The following is a 20,122-nucleotide window of genomic DNA, read 5'->3' as shown; positions in this document are numbered from 1 at the left end:
TAGTGAAATTCTTATGCCTAAAGATACAAAATCTTTAGGTAATAACAAAGCCCCAGCTTGTGAAAGTCGGGGCTTTGTGCGTAAAAAACAGAAGGTGTGCATTTTGACACACCTTCTTCCCATTACTATCGCCTTTCACTAGGCTATCAAATCCTACCACCATGTTAAAACAACTTATCAAATTTTATCACATCAGCACTCCTGCGACTCCTCTTAAAAAAGACAAGAAAAAACTTAAAAGATTGCAGTGGGCTACCTTTCTTTCCGCCACAGCCGGATATGGTATTTATTATGTCTGTCGGCTAAGCCTGAATGTAGTAAAGAAACCGATTGTTGAAGAAGGAATCTTTTCAGAAACAGAGCTCGGTATTATCGGAGCAGTGTTATTTTTCACCTATGCTATCGGAAAATTCACTAACGGATTTCTGGCAGACCGCAGCAATATCAGGCGTTTCATGTCCACCGGACTGCTAATTACAGCCCTGGCAAACTTATGCCTAGGATTCACCCACTCTTTCATTCTATTCGCCATATTATGGGGAATCAGCGGATGGTTTCAGTCAATGGGGGCTGCTTCTTGCGTAGTCGGATTATCCCGTTGGTTTGAAAATAAGAAACGGGGATCGTTCTATGGCTTCTGGTCGGCAAGCCACAACATCGGGGAAGCAATGACTTTCATTATTGTCGCCTCCATTGTCAGTGCTTTAGGATGGAGATACGGTTTCATTGGAGCCGGAAGTATCGGAATAATCGGGGCATTAATCGTCTGGAGATTCTTTCATGATTCTCCGGAAAGTGAAGGGCTGCCTGCCGTCAATCATCCACAAATGCAAAGTGAAACAGGTGATGCTGCCGATTTCAACAAGGCACAACGGCAAGCTCTAATGATGCCCGCAATTTGGATACTTGCCATTTCGAGTGCATTGATGTACGTCAGCCGCTATGCCGTAAACAGCTGGGGAGTCTTCTATCTGGAAACCCAGAAAGGATATTCTACACTGGACGCCAGTTTTATCATTTCTATCGGTTCGGTTTGTGGAATTATCGGTACAATGTTTTCCGGTGTCATCTCCGACAAGTTTTTCAGTGGGCGCAGAAATGCTCCTGCACTCATCTTCGGTCTGATGAATGTAATGGCACTTTGTCTGTTTCTATTAGTTCCGGGTGTCCACTTTTGGGTAGACGCGTTATCCATGGTACTGTTCGGTACTGCGATCGGAGTACTCCTCTGTTTCTTGGGCGGATTGATGGCAGTTGACATTGCTCCCCGGAACGCTTCAGGTGCAGCATTAGGAATCGTAGGTATTGCCAGTTACATCGGGGCAGGTATACAGGATATTATGAGCGGTATTCTCATAGGAGGGCATAAAAGCATTGTCGATGGCAAAGAAATCTATGACTTTTCTTATATCAATATTTTTTGGATCGGAGCCGCATTACTCTCCGTCTTTTTTGCTTTATTGGTATGGAATGTGAAATCAAAGGATTAACAGAACTGTCAGTATCATAAAAAACGTGAGTTCTTTTCGTCCTCATATGAATTTATTTCGTATTTTTGCGTGGACATCCCCTTTTTTGATGTTCAGGAAGATAATTTGTTGTTAAAGCAAAGCGAAGATTGATATATGAGTGACGAAATCAACGAGATAACGGAAGGACATTCAGACTACAAACCGGCGGACACGCGGGACGAAAACGTAAAGCATCAGTTAACAGGCATGTACCAGAATTGGTTTCTGGACTATGCTTCATACGTTATACTGGAACGTGCCGTGCCTCATATCAATGACGGTTTAAAGCCTGTGCAACGACGTATTTTACATTCAATGAAACGTCTGGACGACGGACGGTATAATAAAGTGGCTAACATTGTGGGACACACCATGCAGTTCCACCCTCACGGTGATGCTTCTATCGGAGATGCCCTGGTACAGTTGGGACAGAAAGACCTGTTGATCGATTGTCAGGGTAACTGGGGTAATATCCTCACCGGAGACGGCGCAGCTGCTCCCCGTTATATCGAAGCACGCTTGTCCAAGTTTGCGCTGGATGTTGTCTTCAATCCCAAAACTACCGAATGGAAACTTTCTTATGACGGACGAAACAAGGAACCGGTCACTCTTCCTGTGAAATTCCCGTTATTATTAGCACAGGGAGTGGAAGGTATCGCCGTGGGACTTTCTTCAAAAATTTTACCACACAATTTCAACGAACTTTGTGATGCCTCTATCAGCTATTTACGCGGAGAGGAATTCCAACTATATCCTGATTTCCAGACAGGAGGCTCTATCGATGTAGCCAAATACAACGACGGAGAGCGTGGCGGAGCCGTGAAAGTACGTGCCAAGATCAACAAGATTGATAATAAAACGCTTGCTATCACAGAAATTCCATACGGAAAGACGACTTCGACAGTGATCGACTCTATCCTGAAAGCTGTTGATAAAGGAAAGATCAAAATTCGTAAGGTAGACGACAATACGGCTGCCAACGTAGAAATATTAGTGCACCTCGCACCCGGCACCTCATCAGATAAAACGATTGATGCTCTGTACGCTTTCACTGACTGTGAAGTAAGCATCTCGCCCAACTGCTGTATTATCGATGACAGTAAGCCACATTTCCTCACTGTGAGCAAAGTCCTGAAAAAGTCGGCAGACAATACGATGGATTTGCTGAAGCAGGAGCTGGAAATCAAGAAAGGAGAAATTCTGGAATCCCTGCATTTCTCTTCTCTCGAAAAGATATTTATCGAAGAACGCATCTATAAGGATAAAGAGTTCGAGCAATCCAAAGACATGGATGCAGCCTGTGCACATATCGACGAACGTCTGACACCTTACTATCCGACATTTATCCGTGAAGTTACGAAAGAAGATATTCTCAAGTTGATGGAAATCAAAATGGGGCGTATCCTGAAATTCAACTCAGACAAAGCAGATGAACTGATCGCCAAGATGAAAGAGGAAATTGCCGAGATTGATAACCACCTGGCTCACATCGTGGATTATACCGTCAACTGGTATCAGATGCTGAAGAACAAATACGGCAAGAATTTCCCGCGCCACACGGAATTGCGAAACTTCGACACCATCGAAGCAGCCAAAGTAGTAGAAGCAAACGAGAAACTCTATATCAACCGTGAAGAAGGATTTATCGGAACGACCTTGAAGAAAGATGAGTTCGTAGCCTGCTGTTCGGATATCGACGATGTCATTATCTTCTTCCGTGATGGTAAATATATCGTCACCCCCGTTGCCGATAAGAAATTTGTCGGTAAGAACGTTCTTTATGTCAATGTATTCAAGAAGAACGATAAACGTACAATCTACAACGTAGCCTACCGCGACGGAAAAGAAGGAACGACCTACGTAAAACGTTTCGCCGTAACTTCCGTGGTCCGCGACCGCGAATATGATGTGACACTGGGAACTCCCGATTCACGAATTACCTATTTCAGTGCCAACCCGAACGGAGAAGCCGAAATTATCAAAGTGACATTGAAGCCGAACCCGCGTGTACGCCGCATCATCTTCGAGCATGACTTCAGCGAAGTCAGTATCAAGGGACGCCAGGCACGGGGGATAATTCTCACCCGCTTGCCGGTACACAAAATATCCTTGAAACAGAAAGGCGGCTCTACTCTCGGTGGACGTAAAGTCTGGTTCGACCGTGACATACTTCGCCTCAACTATGATGGACGCGGCGAATACCTGGGAGAATTCCAAAGTGACGACTCCATACTGGTTGTACTGAACAATGGTGATTTCTACACCACCAACTTCGATTTGAGCAATCACTACGAAGACAATGTGAGCATCGTTGAGAAATTCGATCCCCATAAGGTATGGACCGCTGCACTTTATGATGCCGATCAACAGAATTACCCGTACCTGAAACGTTTCTGCTTCGAGGCCTCCAACCGCAAACAGAACTATCTGGGAGAGAATAAGAATAACCGTCTCATCTTGCTGACCGATGAGTACTATCCGCGTCTGGAAGTTATATTTGGCGGACACGACAGCTTCCGTGATCCGTTGGATATCGATGCAGATGAATTCATAGCTGTCAAAGGGTTCAAAGCCAAAGGAAAACGCATCACGACCTATACCGTGGATACGATCAACGAACTTGAACCGACCCGCTTCCCCGAACCTGAACAAGAGCAGCAGGAAAGCCCGGAAGAGGAACCGGAAAATCTGGACCCGGACAGTGATAAGAGCGAAGGCGATATTATTGATGAGATCACCGGGCAGATGAAATTATTCTGATGAAGAAAAAACTAATATATCTGGGGCTGACAGGATGCATCCTGTTCGCCCTTTGCACCAGATTACAAGCGCAGATTGACAGTCTGCAAACCCATCGGTATGTAACACGTGCCACCATGTACGGTGTAGGATTTACCAACGTATTCGACACCTATCTTTCACCGCAGGAATACAAAGGAATTGACTTCCGTATTTCCCGCGAGACGATTCGGATGACTAAGTTATTCGATGGAAATGTGTCTGTGCAGAATTTCTTTCAGGCAGACATCGGTTATACCCATAACCGTGCCGATAACAATAACACCTTCTCCGGATTAGTCAACTGGAATTACGGATTACACTACCAGTTTCGACTGACGGAGAATTTCAAATTATTAGCCGGAGGATTGATAGATGCCAACGGAGGCTTTGTCTATAATCTCCGGAACACCAACAATCCGGCATCCGCACGGGCATACGTCAATTTGGATGCTTCCGGAATGGCTATCTGGCATTTGAAAATCAAACGGTACCCGATGGTATTACGCTATCAAGTCAATCTACCGGTGATGGGAGTAATGTTCTCACCGCACTACGGACAATCTTACTACGAGATATTCTCTCTGGGAAATTCGAGTGGAGTGATAAAGTTCACCTCCCTGCACAACCAGCCTTCACTGCGGCAGATGCTCTCGGTCGACTTACCGATAGGATATACAAAAATGCGATTCAGCTATCTGGCTGATTTGCAACAATCCAATGTAAACAATATCAAGACACATACCTACTCGCACGTATTCATGGTAGGATTTGTGAAAGACCTATACCGTATCCGAAACAAAAAAGGAACAGCTTTGCCTTCATCGGTCAGAGCCTACTAAGAGAACAAAATTTAATGTTGAAACTTCAAGTGAGATCAATTAAGAATGAGAAATAAGATTAGACAAATGCTTTGGCTGCTCTGCTGTCTTCCGGTATTGACCGGTTGCATCGAAGAAGAAGACTACGCCAATGATCCTGTAGGAAACTTCGAACAACTATGGAAGATCATCGACGAACAGTATTGTTTTCTGGAAGCAAAAGGTATTGACTGGGATGCCGTTCACGACAAATATAGCCCACTGATTATTCCGACAATGTCTAATGACGACCTGTTCGACATCCTAAGCCAGATGCTATACATTTTAAAAGACGGACATGTCAATCTATCCTCTGCCAAACGTACTTCTTTCTACGATGAATGGTATCAGGGTTACGACTGGAACTACCGGGAAGATATTCTCTATCAAACTTATCTGGGCAGTGCCAGCACAGGATACTATACATCCGCCGGTTTAAAGTATAAAATATTCGATAATAATATAGGATATATTCGTTATGAAAGTTTCAGTTCCGGAGTGGGCGATGGCAACTTGGATGAAGTTCTCCTCTACCTGGCCACCTGCAACGGATTAATCATCGATGTACGTGATAACGGAGGCGGAAACCTGACCAACTCCACCCGCATTGCCGCCCGGTTTACCAACGAGAAAACACTTACCGGATATATACAGCACAAAACCGGACCGGGACATAATGATTTCTCCAAGATGGAGCCGATCTATCTGGAACCATCCAACAGCATCCGGTGGCAGAAGAAAGTAATCATTCTGACCAATCGTCGTTGTTATAGTGCCACCAATGATTTTGTGAATGCGATGCGCAGCTTAAACAAGGACAACGAAGAGAAAAGAATCATCCAGTTAGGTGACTGGACCGGAGGTGGTTCGGGACTTCCCTTCTCATCGGAATTACCTAATGGATGGAGCGTCCGTTTCTCCGCCAGTCCGCATTTCGACAAAAACAAGCAACCCTTGGAAGAAGGTATTGAGCCGGACATTGCCATCAATATGTCTGAATCAGATCAACTTAAGCACAAAGACACTCTGATTGAAAAAGCATTCGAAATCTTAAGTGAATAACTTTATTGTCGAATTATTTGCCAAATCAGAAAATCTTCCTATCTTTGCACCGCTAAACAAAAAAGCTACACATGCGGATGTGGCGTAATTGGTAGCCGCGCCAGACTTAGGATCTGGTGCCGTGAGGCGTGTAGGTTCGAGTCCTATCATCCGCACCAAAAATAAACTATAAGCCTTCAAGATACTATCTTGGAGGCTTTTTAATTAGTTAAACATGAATAAACATCAACTTTGCTGCATCGGTCACATCACATTAGACAAAGTAGTCACTCCTCAAAACACTGTCTACATGCCGGGAGGAACAGCTTTTTATTGCTCACATGCCATCCGCCATTTTAATGATATCGATTATGCGCTGGTAACGGCAGTAGGTGCCACTGAAATGAAAGTTGTAGAGCAGCTGCGCAAAGTGGGTATTAACGTAACTGCCTTACCGAGCAAACACTCCGTATACTTCGAGAACATCTATGGAGCCAATCCGGACGACCGTACCCAACGGGTATTAGCGAAAGCCGATCCGTTCACAGCCAGTCAGTTGAAAGAGATAGATGCGCAAATCTACCATCTCGGCTCTCTGCTGGCTGACGACTTCTCATTGGAAGTAATCAAAGAACTATCTCAAAAAGGGTTGATTGCAGTAGACTCACAAGGCTATTTACGTGAAGTGCGTGACACCCACGTCTATCCGGTGGACTGGACAGATAAGAGAGAAGCCTTGCAATATATTCATTTCCTCAAAGTCAACGAGCATGAAATGGAAGTACTGACCGGTCTTTCCGACCCGCATGAAGCTGCCCGCCAATTATATGAATGGGGAGTGAAAGAAGTATTAGTCACATTAGGCGGCATGGGCTCACTTATCTTCGACGGAAAAGACTTCTATCGTATTCCGGCTTATAAGCCCAGAGAAGTGGTAGACGCAACGGGATGTGGAGACACGTATACCATCGGCTATTTATATCAACGGGTATCAGGTGCCGGCATCGAAGAAGCCGGTCGTTTTGCAGCCGCCATGTCTACATTAAAAATAGAGAAATCAGGTCCTTTCAATGGCAGCAAAGAAGACGTCATTCAATGTATGACCACTGCGGAACAAATGTTTTAAAACAGGAAAGGCATGAACCACACCGGTTCATGTCTGAACTTTTTCAACAGTCTCCTCACCCTTTTGTGTTAAAAACAAGCATCCTCTCTTTTTTCTCAAATCTTTTTTGAATTTCGTTTGTTTCCTTTGTTACTCTCGCCAAAAGACGGCAGAAAAAAGACTTCAACCTAAATAATAACAAATGGAAAAATTTAATGCAATGAGGACTAGACTTTTACAACATCTTCAGAAAAAAGCCATCAGGTCAAGGAGCATCATGACGCTTGTTTGCCTGCTATTGACCTCCACATCGGTCTTTGCACAGACAAAGACGGTGACAGGAACAGTGACGGATGCTGCCAATGAACCATTGACCGGTGCATCGGTACTCGTACAAGGAACTTCCACCGGAACCATCACGGATATGGACGGTAAATATTCAATCTCTGTCACACCGGAGGACGTACTGGCATTTTCATACGTGGGGATGACTTCGCAAACCATTAAAGTGGGGACACAGAACGTCATCAATGTCACTTTAAAAGAAGATTCACAAGTACTAGCCGAAACAGTCGTTATCGGATACGGTAGTGCAAAGAAAAGAGACTTGACAGGTTCTATCACCAATATCAAAGGAGAAGAGTTAGCCAACAAACCGGCAATGAATCCGCTGTCTTCCCTGCAGGGAAAGGTAGCAGGTGTGCAGATTGTCAACTCCGGCCGGGCCGGATCTGATCCGGAAATACGTATTCGCGGAACAAACTCCATCAACGGATATAAACCGCTGTACATTGTCGACGGATTATTCAATGACAACATCAATTTCCTGAATCCGGAGGACATCGAATCTATGGAAATCCTGAAAGACCCGTCATCTCTGGCTATCTTCGGTGTTCGCGGTGCGAATGGTGTCATCATCATTACCACAAAGAAAGCCAAAGAGGGGCAGACGCTGGTCAATATCAATACTTCTTTCGGTTTCAAGAAAGTGGTGGATAAAGTGAAACTGGTGAATGGTTCACAATTCAAGGAACTATATAACGAACAGCTCGCCAATCAAGGAGACGATCCTTTCGATTATACCGGCTGGGATGCCAATACTGACTGGCAAGACGAAATTTTCCAGACTGCTTTCATTACAAACAATAACATCAGTATTACAGGGGCTTCGCCCAAACACAGTTTCTATCTGGGCGTAGGCTACTCTTACGAACAAGGCAACATCGAGCATGAGAAATTCAGCAAGGTAACCATCAACGCAAGTAATGATTATAAGATTACGGACTTTTTAAAAGTCGGTTTCCAATTCAACGGAGCACGTATGCTTCCTGCCGATTCCAAACAGGTGTTGAATGCCCTGCGTGCAACTCCTATCGCTCCGGTGTATAACAACGAATACGGATTATATACGGCTCTGCCCGAATTCCAGAAAGCGCAGATTAGCAACCCGATGGTAGACGTCGAATTGAAAGCGAATACTACCAAAGCGGAGAACTACCGGGCATCCGGTAATATTTATGGTGAAGTAGACTTCCTGAAACATTTCACGTTCAAAGCAATGTTCTCCATGGATTATGCGTCGAACAACGGACGGACGTATACACCGATCGTAAAAGTATACGATGCCGCTGTCAACGGAGGGATCTCTACTTTGGGAACAGGCAAGACCGAGGTCAGCCAGTTTAAAGAGAATGAAACAAAAGTTCAGAGCGACTACCTGTTGACATACACCAACAGCTTTGATAATGGAAATCATAACCTGACAGCTACCGCCGGTTTTACTACCTATTATAATTCGTTGAGCCGGTTGGACGGAGCACGCAAGCAGGGAGTCGGACTGGTCATTCCGGATAATCCGGACAAATGGTTTGTCAGCATCGGCGATGCGGCTACCGCTACCAATGGAAGTACTCAATGGGAACGCAGTACATTATCCGTACTTGCACGCGTGATCTACAACTATAAAGGTAAATACTTGTTCAACGGTTCTTTCCGCCGGGATGGTTCTTCCGCTTTCTCCTACACAGGCAATGAATGGCAGAACTTCTTCTCACTGGGTGGAGGTTGGTTGATGTCCGAAGAAGAATTTATGAAAGACATCAAATGGCTGGATATGTTGAAAATCAAAGCATCTTACGGTACGTTAGGAAACCAGAACCTGGATAAAGCCTATCCTGCCGAACCCTTATTGACCAATGCTTATTCGGCTGTATTCGGTAAACCGTCCATCATTTATCCCGGATACCAGCTTGCCTATCTTCCTAATCCTAACCTGCGTTGGGAAAAAGTAGAAGCCTGGGAAGCCGGATTTGAAACGAACCTGCTTCGCAACCGCTTGCATTTTGAGGGTGTTTACTATAAGAAGAATACCAAAGATTTGTTAGCCGAAGTTCCCGGAATTTCCGGAACTATCCCCGGTATCGGAAACTTGGGAGAGATCCAGAATAAAGGAGTGGAAATGGCTGTAACCTGGCGCGATCAGATTGGTGACTGGGGATATTCCGTCAGTGCCAACCTGACTACTATCAAGAATGAGGTAAAAAGTCTTGTTCAGGAAGGATATTCCATCATTGCCGGAGATAAGCAGCAAAGTTACACAATGGCAGGTTATCCTATCGGATATTTCTATGGTTATAAAGTGGCAGGCGTTTATCAGTCACAAGCAGATATTGACGCATCACCCAAAAATACACTGGCTACCGTTACCCCCGGTGACCTAAAATTCGCCGATGTGAACGGTGACGGAGAAATCACCCCGGAAGACCGTACCATGATAGGCAACCCGACTCCAAAGGTCACTTACGGTTTTTCTCTCGGAGTAGACTACAAGAATTGGTCGTTAGGCATCGACATGATGGGACAAGGTGGAAACAAGATTTTCCGTACATGGGATAACTACAATTTTGCCCAGTTCAACTACCTGGAACAACGCTTGGACCGCTGGCACGGAGAAGGTACGTCCAACACCCAACCGTTGCTGAACACCAAACATTCCATCAACAACCTCAACTCCGACTATTACATTGAGGACGGCAAATTCTTCCGTATCCGCAACGTACAGTTAGCGTATACGTTCGACAAGAGCTTAATTGCCAAAATACGTCTGCAAGCTCTGAAAGTCTATGTCAACATACAGAACTTGAAGACATGGAAACATAACACCGGATATACTCCCGAACTTGGAGGAACTGCCACCGCATTCGGAGTAGATAACGGCAGTTATCCTGTACCTGCAGTCTATACCTTCGGTATCAACCTAACATTCTAGTGACAAGGTGCCACTGCCAGTTTTCCATGCGGAACACAACTTTAATCTTTAAAACTATCATTATATGAAACTGAATAAATATATATTTGCAACCCTTATTACTTCAACTACATTATTTCTAGGCAGCTGTAGTGACTTTCTGGATCGTAGTCCACAAGGACAGTTTACGGAAGATGATAATCCGAACGCTCTGGTCAACGGGAAGATTTATAATGTCTATACGATGATGCGTAACTATAATGTGACAGCCGGCCCTCCTGCTTTTGCCATCCACTGTTTCCGTTCGGAAGATTCGGAAAAAGGAAGTATTGCCAGCGATGGCTCTGATGTAGCCGAAATGTATGATGATTTTGTGTATACACCGACCAACGGCCTACTGGGTGCTTATTGGGGACAGAATTATGCCATCATCTACCAATGTAATGAGATTCTTGATGCCATTGCAGAAAAAGAAACAGCCGGACAAACAGAAACTGAAGACATCATCAATAAGGGAGAGGCCTCTTTCTTCCGTGCTTATTGCTACTTCAATCTGGTAAGAGCTTTCGGCGAAGTTCCTTTGGTGACTTATAAAATCAACGATGCTTCGGAAGCCAATATCCCGAAGACAAGTGCTGATAAAATCTATGAGCAAATCGACAAGGACCTGAAAACAGCAGAAGAGTCATTGCCGGAAACATGGAGCAGCGAATACACCGGACGACTGACTTGGGGAGCTGCCCGTTCCTTACACGCGCGTACTTATATGATGCGCAACGACTGGAACAATATGTACACAGCCTCCACCGATGTCATCAAAAAGGGGCTCTACAACTTAAAGACTCCGTATAATGAGATTTTCACGGATGATGGTGAAAATAACGGAGGTTCCATATTCGAGTTGCAATGTACAGCTACTGCCGCTCTTCCTCAAAGTACCGTTATCGGTAGCCAGTTCTGTGAAGTACAAGGCGTACGCGGAGCAGGTCAATGGGACTTGGGCTGGGGATGGCACATGGCAACAGAGTATATGGCGGAAGCATACGAACAGGGTGATCCACGCAAAAACTCCACCCTACTCTACTTCCGCCACTCGGACAGCGATCCTATCACTCCGGAAAATACCAACGAGCCATACGGTGAATCTCCGGTTTCTCCGGCAATAGGTGCTTACTTTAACAAGAAAGCCTATACCGACCCGGCTTTGCGCAAAGAATATACCAACAAAGGATTCTGGGTAAACATTCGTCTGATCCGCTACGCAGATGTATTGCTGATGGGAGCCGAATCAGCTAATGAAAAAGGTATTCCGGGTGAAGCAATCGACTATTTGGAACAAGTACGCGCACGCGCCAGAGGCACCAATAGCAATATATTGCCTAAAGTGACGACTACCGATCAGGGAGAATTGCGTGAGGCCATCCGCCACGAACGCCGTGTGGAATTAGGGTTGGAATTCGACCGTTTCTATGACCTCGTTCGTTGGGGCATTGCAAAAGAAGTGTTGCACGCAGCCGGTAAAACCAATTATCAGGACAAAAACGCACTGCTTCCACTGCCGCAGACAGAGATCGACAAGTCTAAGGGAGTGTTGGTACAGAACCCCGACTACCAATAAGAAAGTTCCTCGGTGCCGAACGGTTGTTTCCTCGGTGCCGAAACTACTGTTCCTCGGTGTCGAACAATGTCCTCCTCGGTGCCGAACATTCAACGCATCAGGAGGACTTTATATGAATAGAGATAAAAGCAACTATAATAATATGATATACAAAAAGTTAAGTCTATCCGTCCTGTTGTTTGCCGCAGGTTTTCTAACCGCGTCGGCACAAAAGTCGCCACAGGATATGGATCGTTTCATCGACGCATTGATGAATAAAATGACGCTGGAAGAAAAAATCGGACAGTTAAACCTTCCTGTCACCGGAGAGATCACTACGGGACAGGCTAAAAGCAGCGACATCGCCGCAAAAATCAAGAAAGGCGAAGTGGGAGGATTGTTCAATCTGAAAGGAGTAGAGAAAATACGTGAAATACAGAAACAAGCTGTGGAAGATTCCCGGCTGGGTATTCCGTTATTGTTCGGGATGGACGTTATTCACGGATACGAAACGATGTTCCCTATCCCGCTCGGTTTGTCTTGCACCTGGGACATGACAGCCATTGAAGAGTCTGCCCGCATTGCGGCTGTAGAAGCAAGTGCTGATGGAATCTCATGGACTTTCAGCCCGATGGTGGATATTTCACGTGACCCTCGTTGGGGACGCGTATCCGAAGGTAGTGGCGAAGACCCGTTTCTCGGTGCCATGATTGCCGAAGCAATGGTGCGCGGCTATCAGGGGAAAAACATGGAACGGAATGACGAAATCATGGCCTGCGTAAAACACTTTGCGTTATATGGGGCAGGCGAAGCCGGCCGCGACTATAACACCGTGGATATGAGCCGCCAACGAATGTTCAATGATTATATGCTGCCGTATGAAGCAGCCGTTGAAGCGGGTGTAGGCAGCGTGATGGCTTCTTTTAATGAAGTAGACGGTATTCCGGCCACTGCCAATAAATGGCTGATGACGGATATTCTCCGCGGACAGTGGGGATTCAACGGTTTTGTGGTAACTGATTATACGGGCATTTCAGAAATGATCGACCACGGTATCGGTGATCTTCAGACAGTATCCGCCCGTGCCATCAACGCCGGAGTGGATATGGATATGGTAAGCGAGGGTTTTGTAGGGACACTGAAGAAATCCGTTCAGGAAGGAAAAGTCTCTATGGAAACATTGAATACGGCTTGCCGTCGTATTCTGGAAGCCAAATATAAACTGGGATTGTTTGATAATCCTTATAAATATTGCGATCCGAAACGTCCGGCACGCGACATCTTTACCAAAGCCCATCGTGATGCAGCCCGCAGAATTGCAGCAAAAAGTTTCGTTCTTCTAAAGAATGACAGTCCCGACGGTAATCCGAACGGAAATCCGTTGTTGCCTTTCAACCCTAAAGGAAATATTGCAGTAATCGGTCCGTTGGCAAACAGCCGTAGCAATATGCCGGGTACATGGAGTGTAGCAGCTGTGCTCGACCGTTGCCCTTCTTTGGTAGAAGGATTGAAAGAGATGACAGCCGGAAAAGCGAATATCATGTACGCTAAAGGAAGCAACCTGATTAGTGATGCAAGTTACGAAGAACGGGCAACGATGTTCGGCCGTTCCCTGAACCGTGACAACCGCACCGACCAGCAGTTGTTGGACGAAGCATTGAACGTAGCCCGTCGGTCGGATATCATCATCGCAGCGCTAGGCGAATCTTCTGAAATGAGTGGTGAAAGCAGCAGCCGTACGGACTTGAATATTCCCGACGTACAACAGAATCTGTTGCAAGAGCTTTTAAAGACAGGCAAACCGGTGGTACTGGTGTTATTCACCGGACGTCCGCTTACGCTGAACTGGGAACAGGAGCATGTGCCTGCCATTCTGAATGTATGGTTCGGAGGTAGTGAAGCCGCTTACGCCATTGGTGACGCCCTCTTCGGTTACGTCAATCCGGGTGGAAAACTGACCATGACTTTCCCGAAGAATGTCGGCCAGATACCTCTTTATTATGCGCACAAAAATACCGGACGCCCATTGAAAGATGGCAAATGGTTCGAGAAATTCCGCAGCAACTATCTCGATGTGGATAATGATCCGCTTTATCCGTTCGGTTACGGCCTTTCTTATACGACATTCTCTTACAGTGACATCGACTTGAGTCATTCTTCCATGGACATGAACGGTTCGTTGACCGCGGCAGTGGAGGTTACCAATACCGGAACATGGCCCGGCTCGGAAGTGGTACAGCTTTATATCCGCGACGTTGTGGGTAGCAGTACCCGTCCCGTCAAAGAGCTGAAAGGTTTCCAAAAGATATTCCTCGAACCGGGAGAAATGAAGATTGTCCGTTTCAAGATTGCTCCGGAAATGCTTCGATACTATAATTATGACTTGCAACTGGTTGCCGAACCGGGCGACTTTGAAGTGATGATCGGTACGAACAGCCGTGATGTGAAAACCGCGAAGTTCACGTTAAACTAAACTTTTATCACCTTGATTATGAACGATAAATATAAAAGAATAATAGAAATGAGCGCACTTCCGCTCATGTTACTATTTCTATCCGCCGTTGCCCTGACTTTCCAGAGCTGTAAAGGGAAAAGCAAAAGCAATAACCTTTCCGCAGCCACCGACTCGTTATCGGACGACGCCCTGATGGATACCGTCCAGCGACGGACTTTCCTTTATTTCTGGGAAGGTGCCGAGCCGAATAGCGGCTTAGCTCCCGAACGTTATCATGTAGACGGCGTTTATCCAGAAAACGATGCCAACGTAGTCACTTCCGGCGGCAGCGGCTTCGGCATCATGGCTATCCTTGCGGGAATCGACCGCGGTTACGTCACCCGCGAAGAGGGACTGGCACGAATGGAACGCATCGTTTCTTTCCTCGAAAAGGCAGACCGTTTCCACGGAGCTTACCCTCATTGGTGGTATGGTGATACGGGCAAGGTGAAACCATTCGGCCAGAAAGATAATGGGGGCGATCTGGTGGAGACAGCCTTCCTCATCCAAGGTCTGCTGGCTGTACACCAATATTACGTCAACGGAAATGAGAAAGAGAAAGTCCTCGCCCAACGTATCGACCAGATTTGGCGGGATGTCGACTGGAACTGGTATCGGCAAGGCGGGCAAAACGTCCTTTACTGGCATTGGAGTCCGACGTATGGCTGGGAAATGAATTTCCCTGTACACGGCTACAACGAATGTATGATTATGTATATTCTTGCCGCTGCTTCTCCTACCCATGGGGTACCTGCGGCTGTCTATCATGACGGTTGGGCACAGAACGGAGCCATCGTTTCTCCGCATAAAGTGGAAGGAATCGAGTTGCATCTCCGCTATCAGGGCACTGAAGCCGGACCGCTTTTCTGGGCTCAATACTCTTTCCTCGGACTTGATCCGGTGGGACTAAAAGATGAATATTGCCCCAGCTACTTCCACGAAATGCGCAACCTGACACTAGTCAACCGTGCTTACTGCATCCGCAACCCTAAACATTACAAAGGTTTCGGACCGGATTGTTGGGGACTGACCGCCAGCTACTCCGTCGATGGATATGCGGCTCATTCGCCCAATGAGCAGGAGGACAAAGGAGTGATCTCCCCTACTGCCGCACTCTCATCCATTGTCTATACACCGGAATATTCCATGCAAGTGATGCGCCATCTATATGGTATGGGAGATAAAGTGTTCGGTCCTTTCGGATTCTACGATGCTTTCAGCGAAACGGACAATTGGTATCCGCAACGTTATCTGGCTATCGACCAAGGTCCTATTGCTGTCATGATCGAAAACTACCGGACCGGATTATTGTGGAAACTCTTCATGAGCCATCCCGACGTACAGGCCGGATTAACCAAACTTGGTTTTAACACCAACAAGCAAGACGTGAGACAGAAATAAGAGGAAATCTCGGTGTGCGGAAGTGGTCTACTGACCACCTCCACCACCGGTGTTTCCACCTCCTCCGCCGCCACCTTTCACATCGTCATTGTCGATGCTTCGTGCGGCTTTCTTCACACTGGCTTTCAACTCTCCAAGCCGATAGCTGATACTGAAACCGTAATACCGGCTCGGATATTTGCTCGAACTCTTCGAAATAAAGTTAGCTCCTTCTGTGTGGTTATTGTAAGTTCTGTATTTCTCCAGAACATTGCTGCAATAAATATTCAAAGAAAGACGTTCTTCTTTCAGGAAAGAACGGCTCAATCCCAAACTATAATAACTATATCCTGAACCTTTTCCCTGCAAACTGATTCGGGGTGTGCTACCTCCGCCGTTCAGGCTCAAACGTACTTTTCCCGGTAAGGTCTGCTGAATTCCTCCATAAGCAGAAGCATTCCATCCATAATTGTGCAGCTCTTGGGCAGGACTCCGCAAATCGCTATAATTGCCACGTCCATTGACGTAAATTCTCGTTTTAGGAGAAGCGTTCCAGTTCAAATAAAAGTTCAATCCTGTTTCCCGGCTCTTTCCGATATTACCGTATGTGCTATACAGTGCACCGTAGGGAGCTTTATGCCCACCTTCAAAGATTTCTCCGTCTTTATCAGTAATCAAACGGCTGATTCTTTCAATTCCATTGTTATTGAAAGAATGACGCAAAGAAAGATTGATGTTGAACTTGGACGTAAAACTGCTGTAAGACAAGTCGAACGAATGACTCTTCTCACTCTTCAGGTTCGGATTTCCCTGATTGATAAACATCGGATTCTGATTATCGAAATAAGGATTCAAATTCCAGATACCCGGACGCCAGATACGCATATTATATCCACCACGCAAATTCTGCGTCTTTCCTAGTTTTATTCCCAAGGAAACGGAAGGAACCAGATCACTAAAATTCGAATCAAAGTTCTCGCCCGGACCCACCAGATACTTCACCTCTTGTATGGTTTGCTCATAACGTAATCCCGGTTTGAAAGTAAATCCCTTGTATTTCAGCGTATATCCGGCATAAGCAGAGAGAATATGATTCAAATGACGGTACTCGCTACTACGATTCTCATTATATGCATAGTTTTCACTTGCTCCCTCGGCTTCATAAAACCGATTATCACTGGAGTTACGTCGGAAAATATATTTGGCACCGGTTTCAATTGTATGCAGCTTTCCAATCGGAGTAGTATAGTCCACTTGGAAAGTCTGCTCCATCGTATTTGTCTTTCCGTCCGAATGGAAATTCTTTAATGACAATTCTTTAATGATATCCAGTTTATTCTCATCAGGCTCGATGTCCAGATAAGTATTATATGAATCATTCGTTTGGGGTTGGGAATTGATTTTATAAGAAAACGTAATCATCCGTTCTTTATTTTTTCGGGAAGTACGTTGATAGTCTATATTTCCGTTGATAGAATACCATGACCCTTTTCCATGATTGTCGGTTCTATAACGGTACGCAAAATCCTGTCGATCAGCTCCGTGCATAATCGTATTTCCGCCACTGTTACTTTTGTCACTGCTACCGTACATTCCGAAAGCCACGGTCAGCAACCTCAACGTATCAATCTCGTAACTGGCTTCCAAATTGCCATACTGGAAATTCCCTTTCGACTTGGAGCTACTTTCCGATTCCAGATATTTTTCATTCTCTTTATCCGGTTCGTAGTTTTCGCGATAACTGTCGGAATAGCTGCGCGGGCTATTATTATAATTGTAGTTATAGTTGGCAGAAACAGTCAGTTTACCTTGTTTCACCATTGCGTAAGTGCCGGCACCTACTCCGTTATTATTAGCATTTCCTCTGAAAGTAGCCGTGTATCCTTCAAATCCGGAACCTACTGTGACGATATTCAGAATACCTCCGATACCTTCCGCATCATATTTAGCTCCCGGTGAAGTTATCACCTCAATATATTTGATCGTGTTTGCCGGCATACTTTTCAGTACTTCCTTCGGATTATTACTCATCATATTATTGGGCTTTCCATTTACATGTATCTTGAAACTGCTACTGCCGTTTACTTGTACATTGTCTTCTCCATCCACCGTTACCAAAGGCACTTTCCGAAGCATCTCCAATATACTGTTCGATTTTGAGTCCGGGTCATCTTCAATATTATATTCAATCTTATCCACATCTACCTTTACCAAAGGTTTTTGTGCAACTACCTCCACTCCTTTCAATACGTTATTGGCCTCTGAAGAAATCATTGTGCCCAAGTCAACCTCCTTCACGGACGGTTTTAGAGTAAATTCCTTTACTATCGGCGCTTTACCAATCGAAGAAATAGTGATGATGTAATTACCCGCAGCGACATTCAGTTTCTCCTGAAATTTACCATTCGCCCCAGTCACCGCCATCTTGACTGCTTTATCCGGAGCATTTTTCTTTGCTATTTTGATGGTAGCATACGGTTCTCCCTCTTGTGTTAAAGAATCAATAAGTACTCCTTTGACTGTATAAGAAGGAGCTGTGGATTTTTGTGCCCACCCCGCCACGGAGGTAGCGAATACGAATAGAATTAGTAGTAACAGTCTGTGTTTCATGACTAGAAATATATTAGTTTATGTTTATTAGACGCAAGACATTCAAAAATGCTGCAAATTCGAGAGCCAAAAGTAGTTGGTTTATCTACACTTACGAATTTTTCGGAGTTAAGAATATAAAACGAATGGATAAAAAATCTTACTACAGTATATTTCTAGTATTTTTAAACATTTCTATTTAGGGGTATCTTTAAATATATCTATTCATGGGCATCTTTAAATTTTCTATTCAAGAGTACTTTTAGACATTTCCGTTCAACGGTATCGGTTATTCTTTATTTAAAAGGAGATAGAATGGTATTTACCGTCGTATCAACCGTATCAGTCGCCTTAAGTGAGCGCAGATTCTTCCAACCCAGCAGGAACTAAAGTTCTCTTCATATTTCGTGAACACTTTCTCACAATCCCGGAGCCGGCTGTTTTGCCTTTTCATAGCTGTTTGTATCTCTTTCATTCGAGCTATTTGCTCTCTTTGATACAAGAGTTCTTTGTCTTGATAGCCAATAATTTCAGCATATAAGTTACAGATATTTGCTTTTTCAATACATAGGTCTTCCAATGTGTCGATATACTCGGCTGTAACTCGATCCTTATTCTGATGCAGGAATCCGATAAGGCTTTCTTCATCAACAGTGGTGATACCTTTCTCATACGACATCGGGAATCTTTTCATATCCGCCCAAAGCCAGATTACTTCTTTGTTGATTCCATACTTGGCAGCCGCTTCTTCGACGCTAATCCATTTTGGCATAATGCTTTTGTTTTAATGTGTTCCACAATAAAAATGGAGTATTATTTTGTTTATGTGGAGCAACGGGCATTCACGTTTTCTGTATTTCGGGCGGACGGGGAATTGTTTAGGTTAGACTTTTAGGGGTAATCATAACCGACCGGACACAAAAAAGACGTGAATGCTGTTGCACCATTATCTCCACTCGAGGTCTTAGCATACCCTATAGAAAGACAATGATAACAACAGACATCCACGCCAATCGTTTATATATAACACATCTCCAACGGATATGTTGATATAAAGCCGTTCGCGTGGAATATCTGTTGAATCATCTCTCCTCTATATGAAATTGCTAAGTTTCGAGTGGGAGAGACAATACATTACATATTCCATTTAGTAATATATACCGCTTTCTACTAATTTCATCACGCTGATGAGCAGAAACCGTATGACAAAGATATACATATTTTTTTAAATGTGGTGGAAATATGGAAATAAATGCTGGAAGTTATGTATATTCAACAAGCCGACTCAATTGTAATTCTTGGAGGATTTGGTTTAGCACAGCCATATCCCTAAAATTAGATTCATTCCTGCACTGATTTGAGCCGAAATATGATCTCACAATATTTCACTAAAGATTTAAAAAGGGTTCTTCGTCAAATTTGGTGGTAATCTCTTTTTTATTTCAACTGTCTTCTTCTTTCTTAATCCTATTAAAAGTTGTAGATATGTTTGCTTTTTAGTAACTTTAAAGACACCACAT

At 44.7% G+C, this 20,122-nt stretch carries 11 protein-coding genes and 1 tRNA gene; 10 read left to right on the top strand and 2 right to left on the bottom strand.

The features are described from left to right. Positions 1–161: 161 nt before the first annotated feature. The 10 genes from N5O98_RS25435 to N5O98_RS25390 all read left to right on the top strand — a co-directional run bounded on the left by N5O98_RS25435 (position 162) and on the right by N5O98_RS25390 (position 16,034). Entirely contained in the window at positions 162–1,490 is a 1,329-nt protein-coding gene (locus N5O98_RS25435) for an MFS transporter (protein ID WP_008998021.1), read from the top strand. 135 nt (positions 1,491–1,625) lie between these two features. Next, complete coding sequence (locus N5O98_RS25430) at positions 1,626–4,271, top strand: DNA gyrase/topoisomerase IV subunit A (protein WP_004309592.1); 2,646 nt, start codon at positions 1,626–1,628, stop codon at positions 4,269–4,271. Continuing rightward, a complete protein-coding gene (locus N5O98_RS25425) occupies positions 4,271–5,131 on the top strand; it encodes a DUF3316 domain-containing protein (protein WP_008642868.1) in 861 nt (286 codons plus the stop codon). Before N5O98_RS25430 ends, N5O98_RS25425 begins: the two co-directional genes overlap by 1 nt. A gap of 45 nt (positions 5,132–5,176) precedes the next feature. Then, positions 5,177–6,211, top strand: a complete 1,035-nt coding sequence (locus N5O98_RS25420; RefSeq protein ID WP_118161571.1) for a S41 family peptidase — start codon at positions 5,177–5,179, stop codon at positions 6,209–6,211. Between the two features lie 73 nt (positions 6,212–6,284). Continuing rightward, positions 6,285–6,369: transfer RNA gene (locus tag N5O98_RS25415), tRNA-Leu, on the top strand. A 56-nt stretch (positions 6,370–6,425) separates the two neighbouring features. Then, positions 6,426–7,316, top strand: a complete 891-nt coding sequence (locus N5O98_RS25410; RefSeq protein WP_008642866.1) for a carbohydrate kinase family protein — start codon at positions 6,426–6,428, stop codon at positions 7,314–7,316. Positions 7,317–7,497: 181 nt separating this feature from the next. Continuing rightward, entirely contained in the window at positions 7,498–10,563 is a 3,066-nt protein-coding gene (locus tag N5O98_RS25405; RefSeq protein WP_195664443.1) for a SusC/RagA family TonB-linked outer membrane protein, read from the top strand. 64 nt (positions 10,564–10,627) lie between these two features. Then, on the top strand, positions 10,628–12,160 hold the full coding sequence (locus N5O98_RS25400) for a RagB/SusD family nutrient uptake outer membrane protein (protein WP_004322292.1): 1,533 nt from the start codon (positions 10,628–10,630) through the stop codon (positions 12,158–12,160). A 142-nt stretch (positions 12,161–12,302) separates the two neighbouring features. Then, positions 12,303–14,612, top strand: coding sequence for a beta-glucosidase BglX (bglX, locus tag N5O98_RS25395; protein ID WP_118161569.1), 2,310 nt, complete (start codon positions 12,303–12,305; stop codon positions 14,610–14,612). A gap of 18 nt (positions 14,613–14,630) precedes the next feature. Continuing rightward, positions 14,631–16,034, top strand: coding sequence for a glucoamylase family protein (locus N5O98_RS25390; protein ID WP_118161572.1), 1,404 nt, complete (start codon positions 14,631–14,633; stop codon positions 16,032–16,034). A gap of 27 nt (positions 16,035–16,061) precedes the next feature. Here the strand turns inward: N5O98_RS25390 and N5O98_RS25385 are convergent, their stop codons facing one another. Together N5O98_RS25385 and N5O98_RS25380 are read right to left on the bottom strand one after the other, a co-directional pair. Continuing rightward, a complete protein-coding gene (locus N5O98_RS25385; RefSeq protein ID WP_118161568.1) occupies positions 16,062–18,623 on the bottom strand; it encodes an outer membrane beta-barrel family protein in 2,562 nt (853 codons plus the stop codon). 301 nt (positions 18,624–18,924) lie between these two features. After that, positions 18,925–19,374: a hypothetical protein gene (locus N5O98_RS25380; protein WP_118161567.1), complete on the bottom strand. Its 450-nt coding sequence runs from the start codon at positions 19,372–19,374 to the stop codon at positions 18,925–18,927. Between the last annotated feature and the right edge of the window lie 748 nt (positions 19,375–20,122).

The organism is Bacteroides sp. LFL-34 (assembly GCF_027257075.1).
In the GTDB taxonomy this organism is placed as follows: Bacteria; Bacteroidota; Bacteroidia; order Bacteroidales; family Bacteroidaceae; genus Bacteroides; species Bacteroides ovatus.
Note: the sequence above shows the minus strand (reverse complement) of the source record. Positions and strands in the feature narration are given on the sequence as shown.

Excerpts from the sequence above, each read along its gene's own strand:
- N5O98_RS25425 (WP_008642868.1), top strand. The coding sequence starts at position 4,271 with ATGAAGAAAAAACTAATATATCTGGGGCTGACAGGATGCATCCTGTTC.
- N5O98_RS25410 (WP_008642866.1), top strand. The coding sequence starts at position 6,426 with ATGAATAAACATCAACTTTGCTGCATCGGTCACATCACATTAGACAAA.
- N5O98_RS25390 (WP_118161572.1), top strand. The coding sequence starts at position 14,631 with ATGAACGATAAATATAAAAGAATAATAGAAATGAGCGCACTTCCGCTC.
- N5O98_RS25400 (WP_004322292.1), top strand. The coding sequence starts at position 10,628 with ATGAAACTGAATAAATATATATTTGCAACCCTTATTACTTCAACTACA.
- N5O98_RS25430 (WP_004309592.1), top strand. The coding sequence starts at position 1,626 with ATGAGTGACGAAATCAACGAGATAACGGAAGGACATTCAGACTACAAA.
- N5O98_RS25405 (WP_195664443.1), top strand. The coding sequence starts at position 7,498 with ATGGAAAAATTTAATGCAATGAGGACTAGACTTTTACAACATCTTCAG.
- bglX (WP_118161569.1), top strand. The coding sequence starts at position 12,303 with ATGATATACAAAAAGTTAAGTCTATCCGTCCTGTTGTTTGCCGCAGGT.
- N5O98_RS25420 (WP_118161571.1), top strand. The coding sequence starts at position 5,177 with ATGAGAAATAAGATTAGACAAATGCTTTGGCTGCTCTGCTGTCTTCCG.
- N5O98_RS25435 (WP_008998021.1), top strand. The coding sequence starts at position 162 with ATGTTAAAACAACTTATCAAATTTTATCACATCAGCACTCCTGCGACT.
- N5O98_RS25385 (WP_118161568.1), bottom strand. The coding sequence starts at position 18,623 with ATGAAACACAGACTGTTACTACTAATTCTATTCGTATTCGCTACCTCC.
- N5O98_RS25380 (WP_118161567.1), bottom strand. The coding sequence starts at position 19,374 with ATGCCAAAATGGATTAGCGTCGAAGAAGCGGCTGCCAAGTATGGAATC.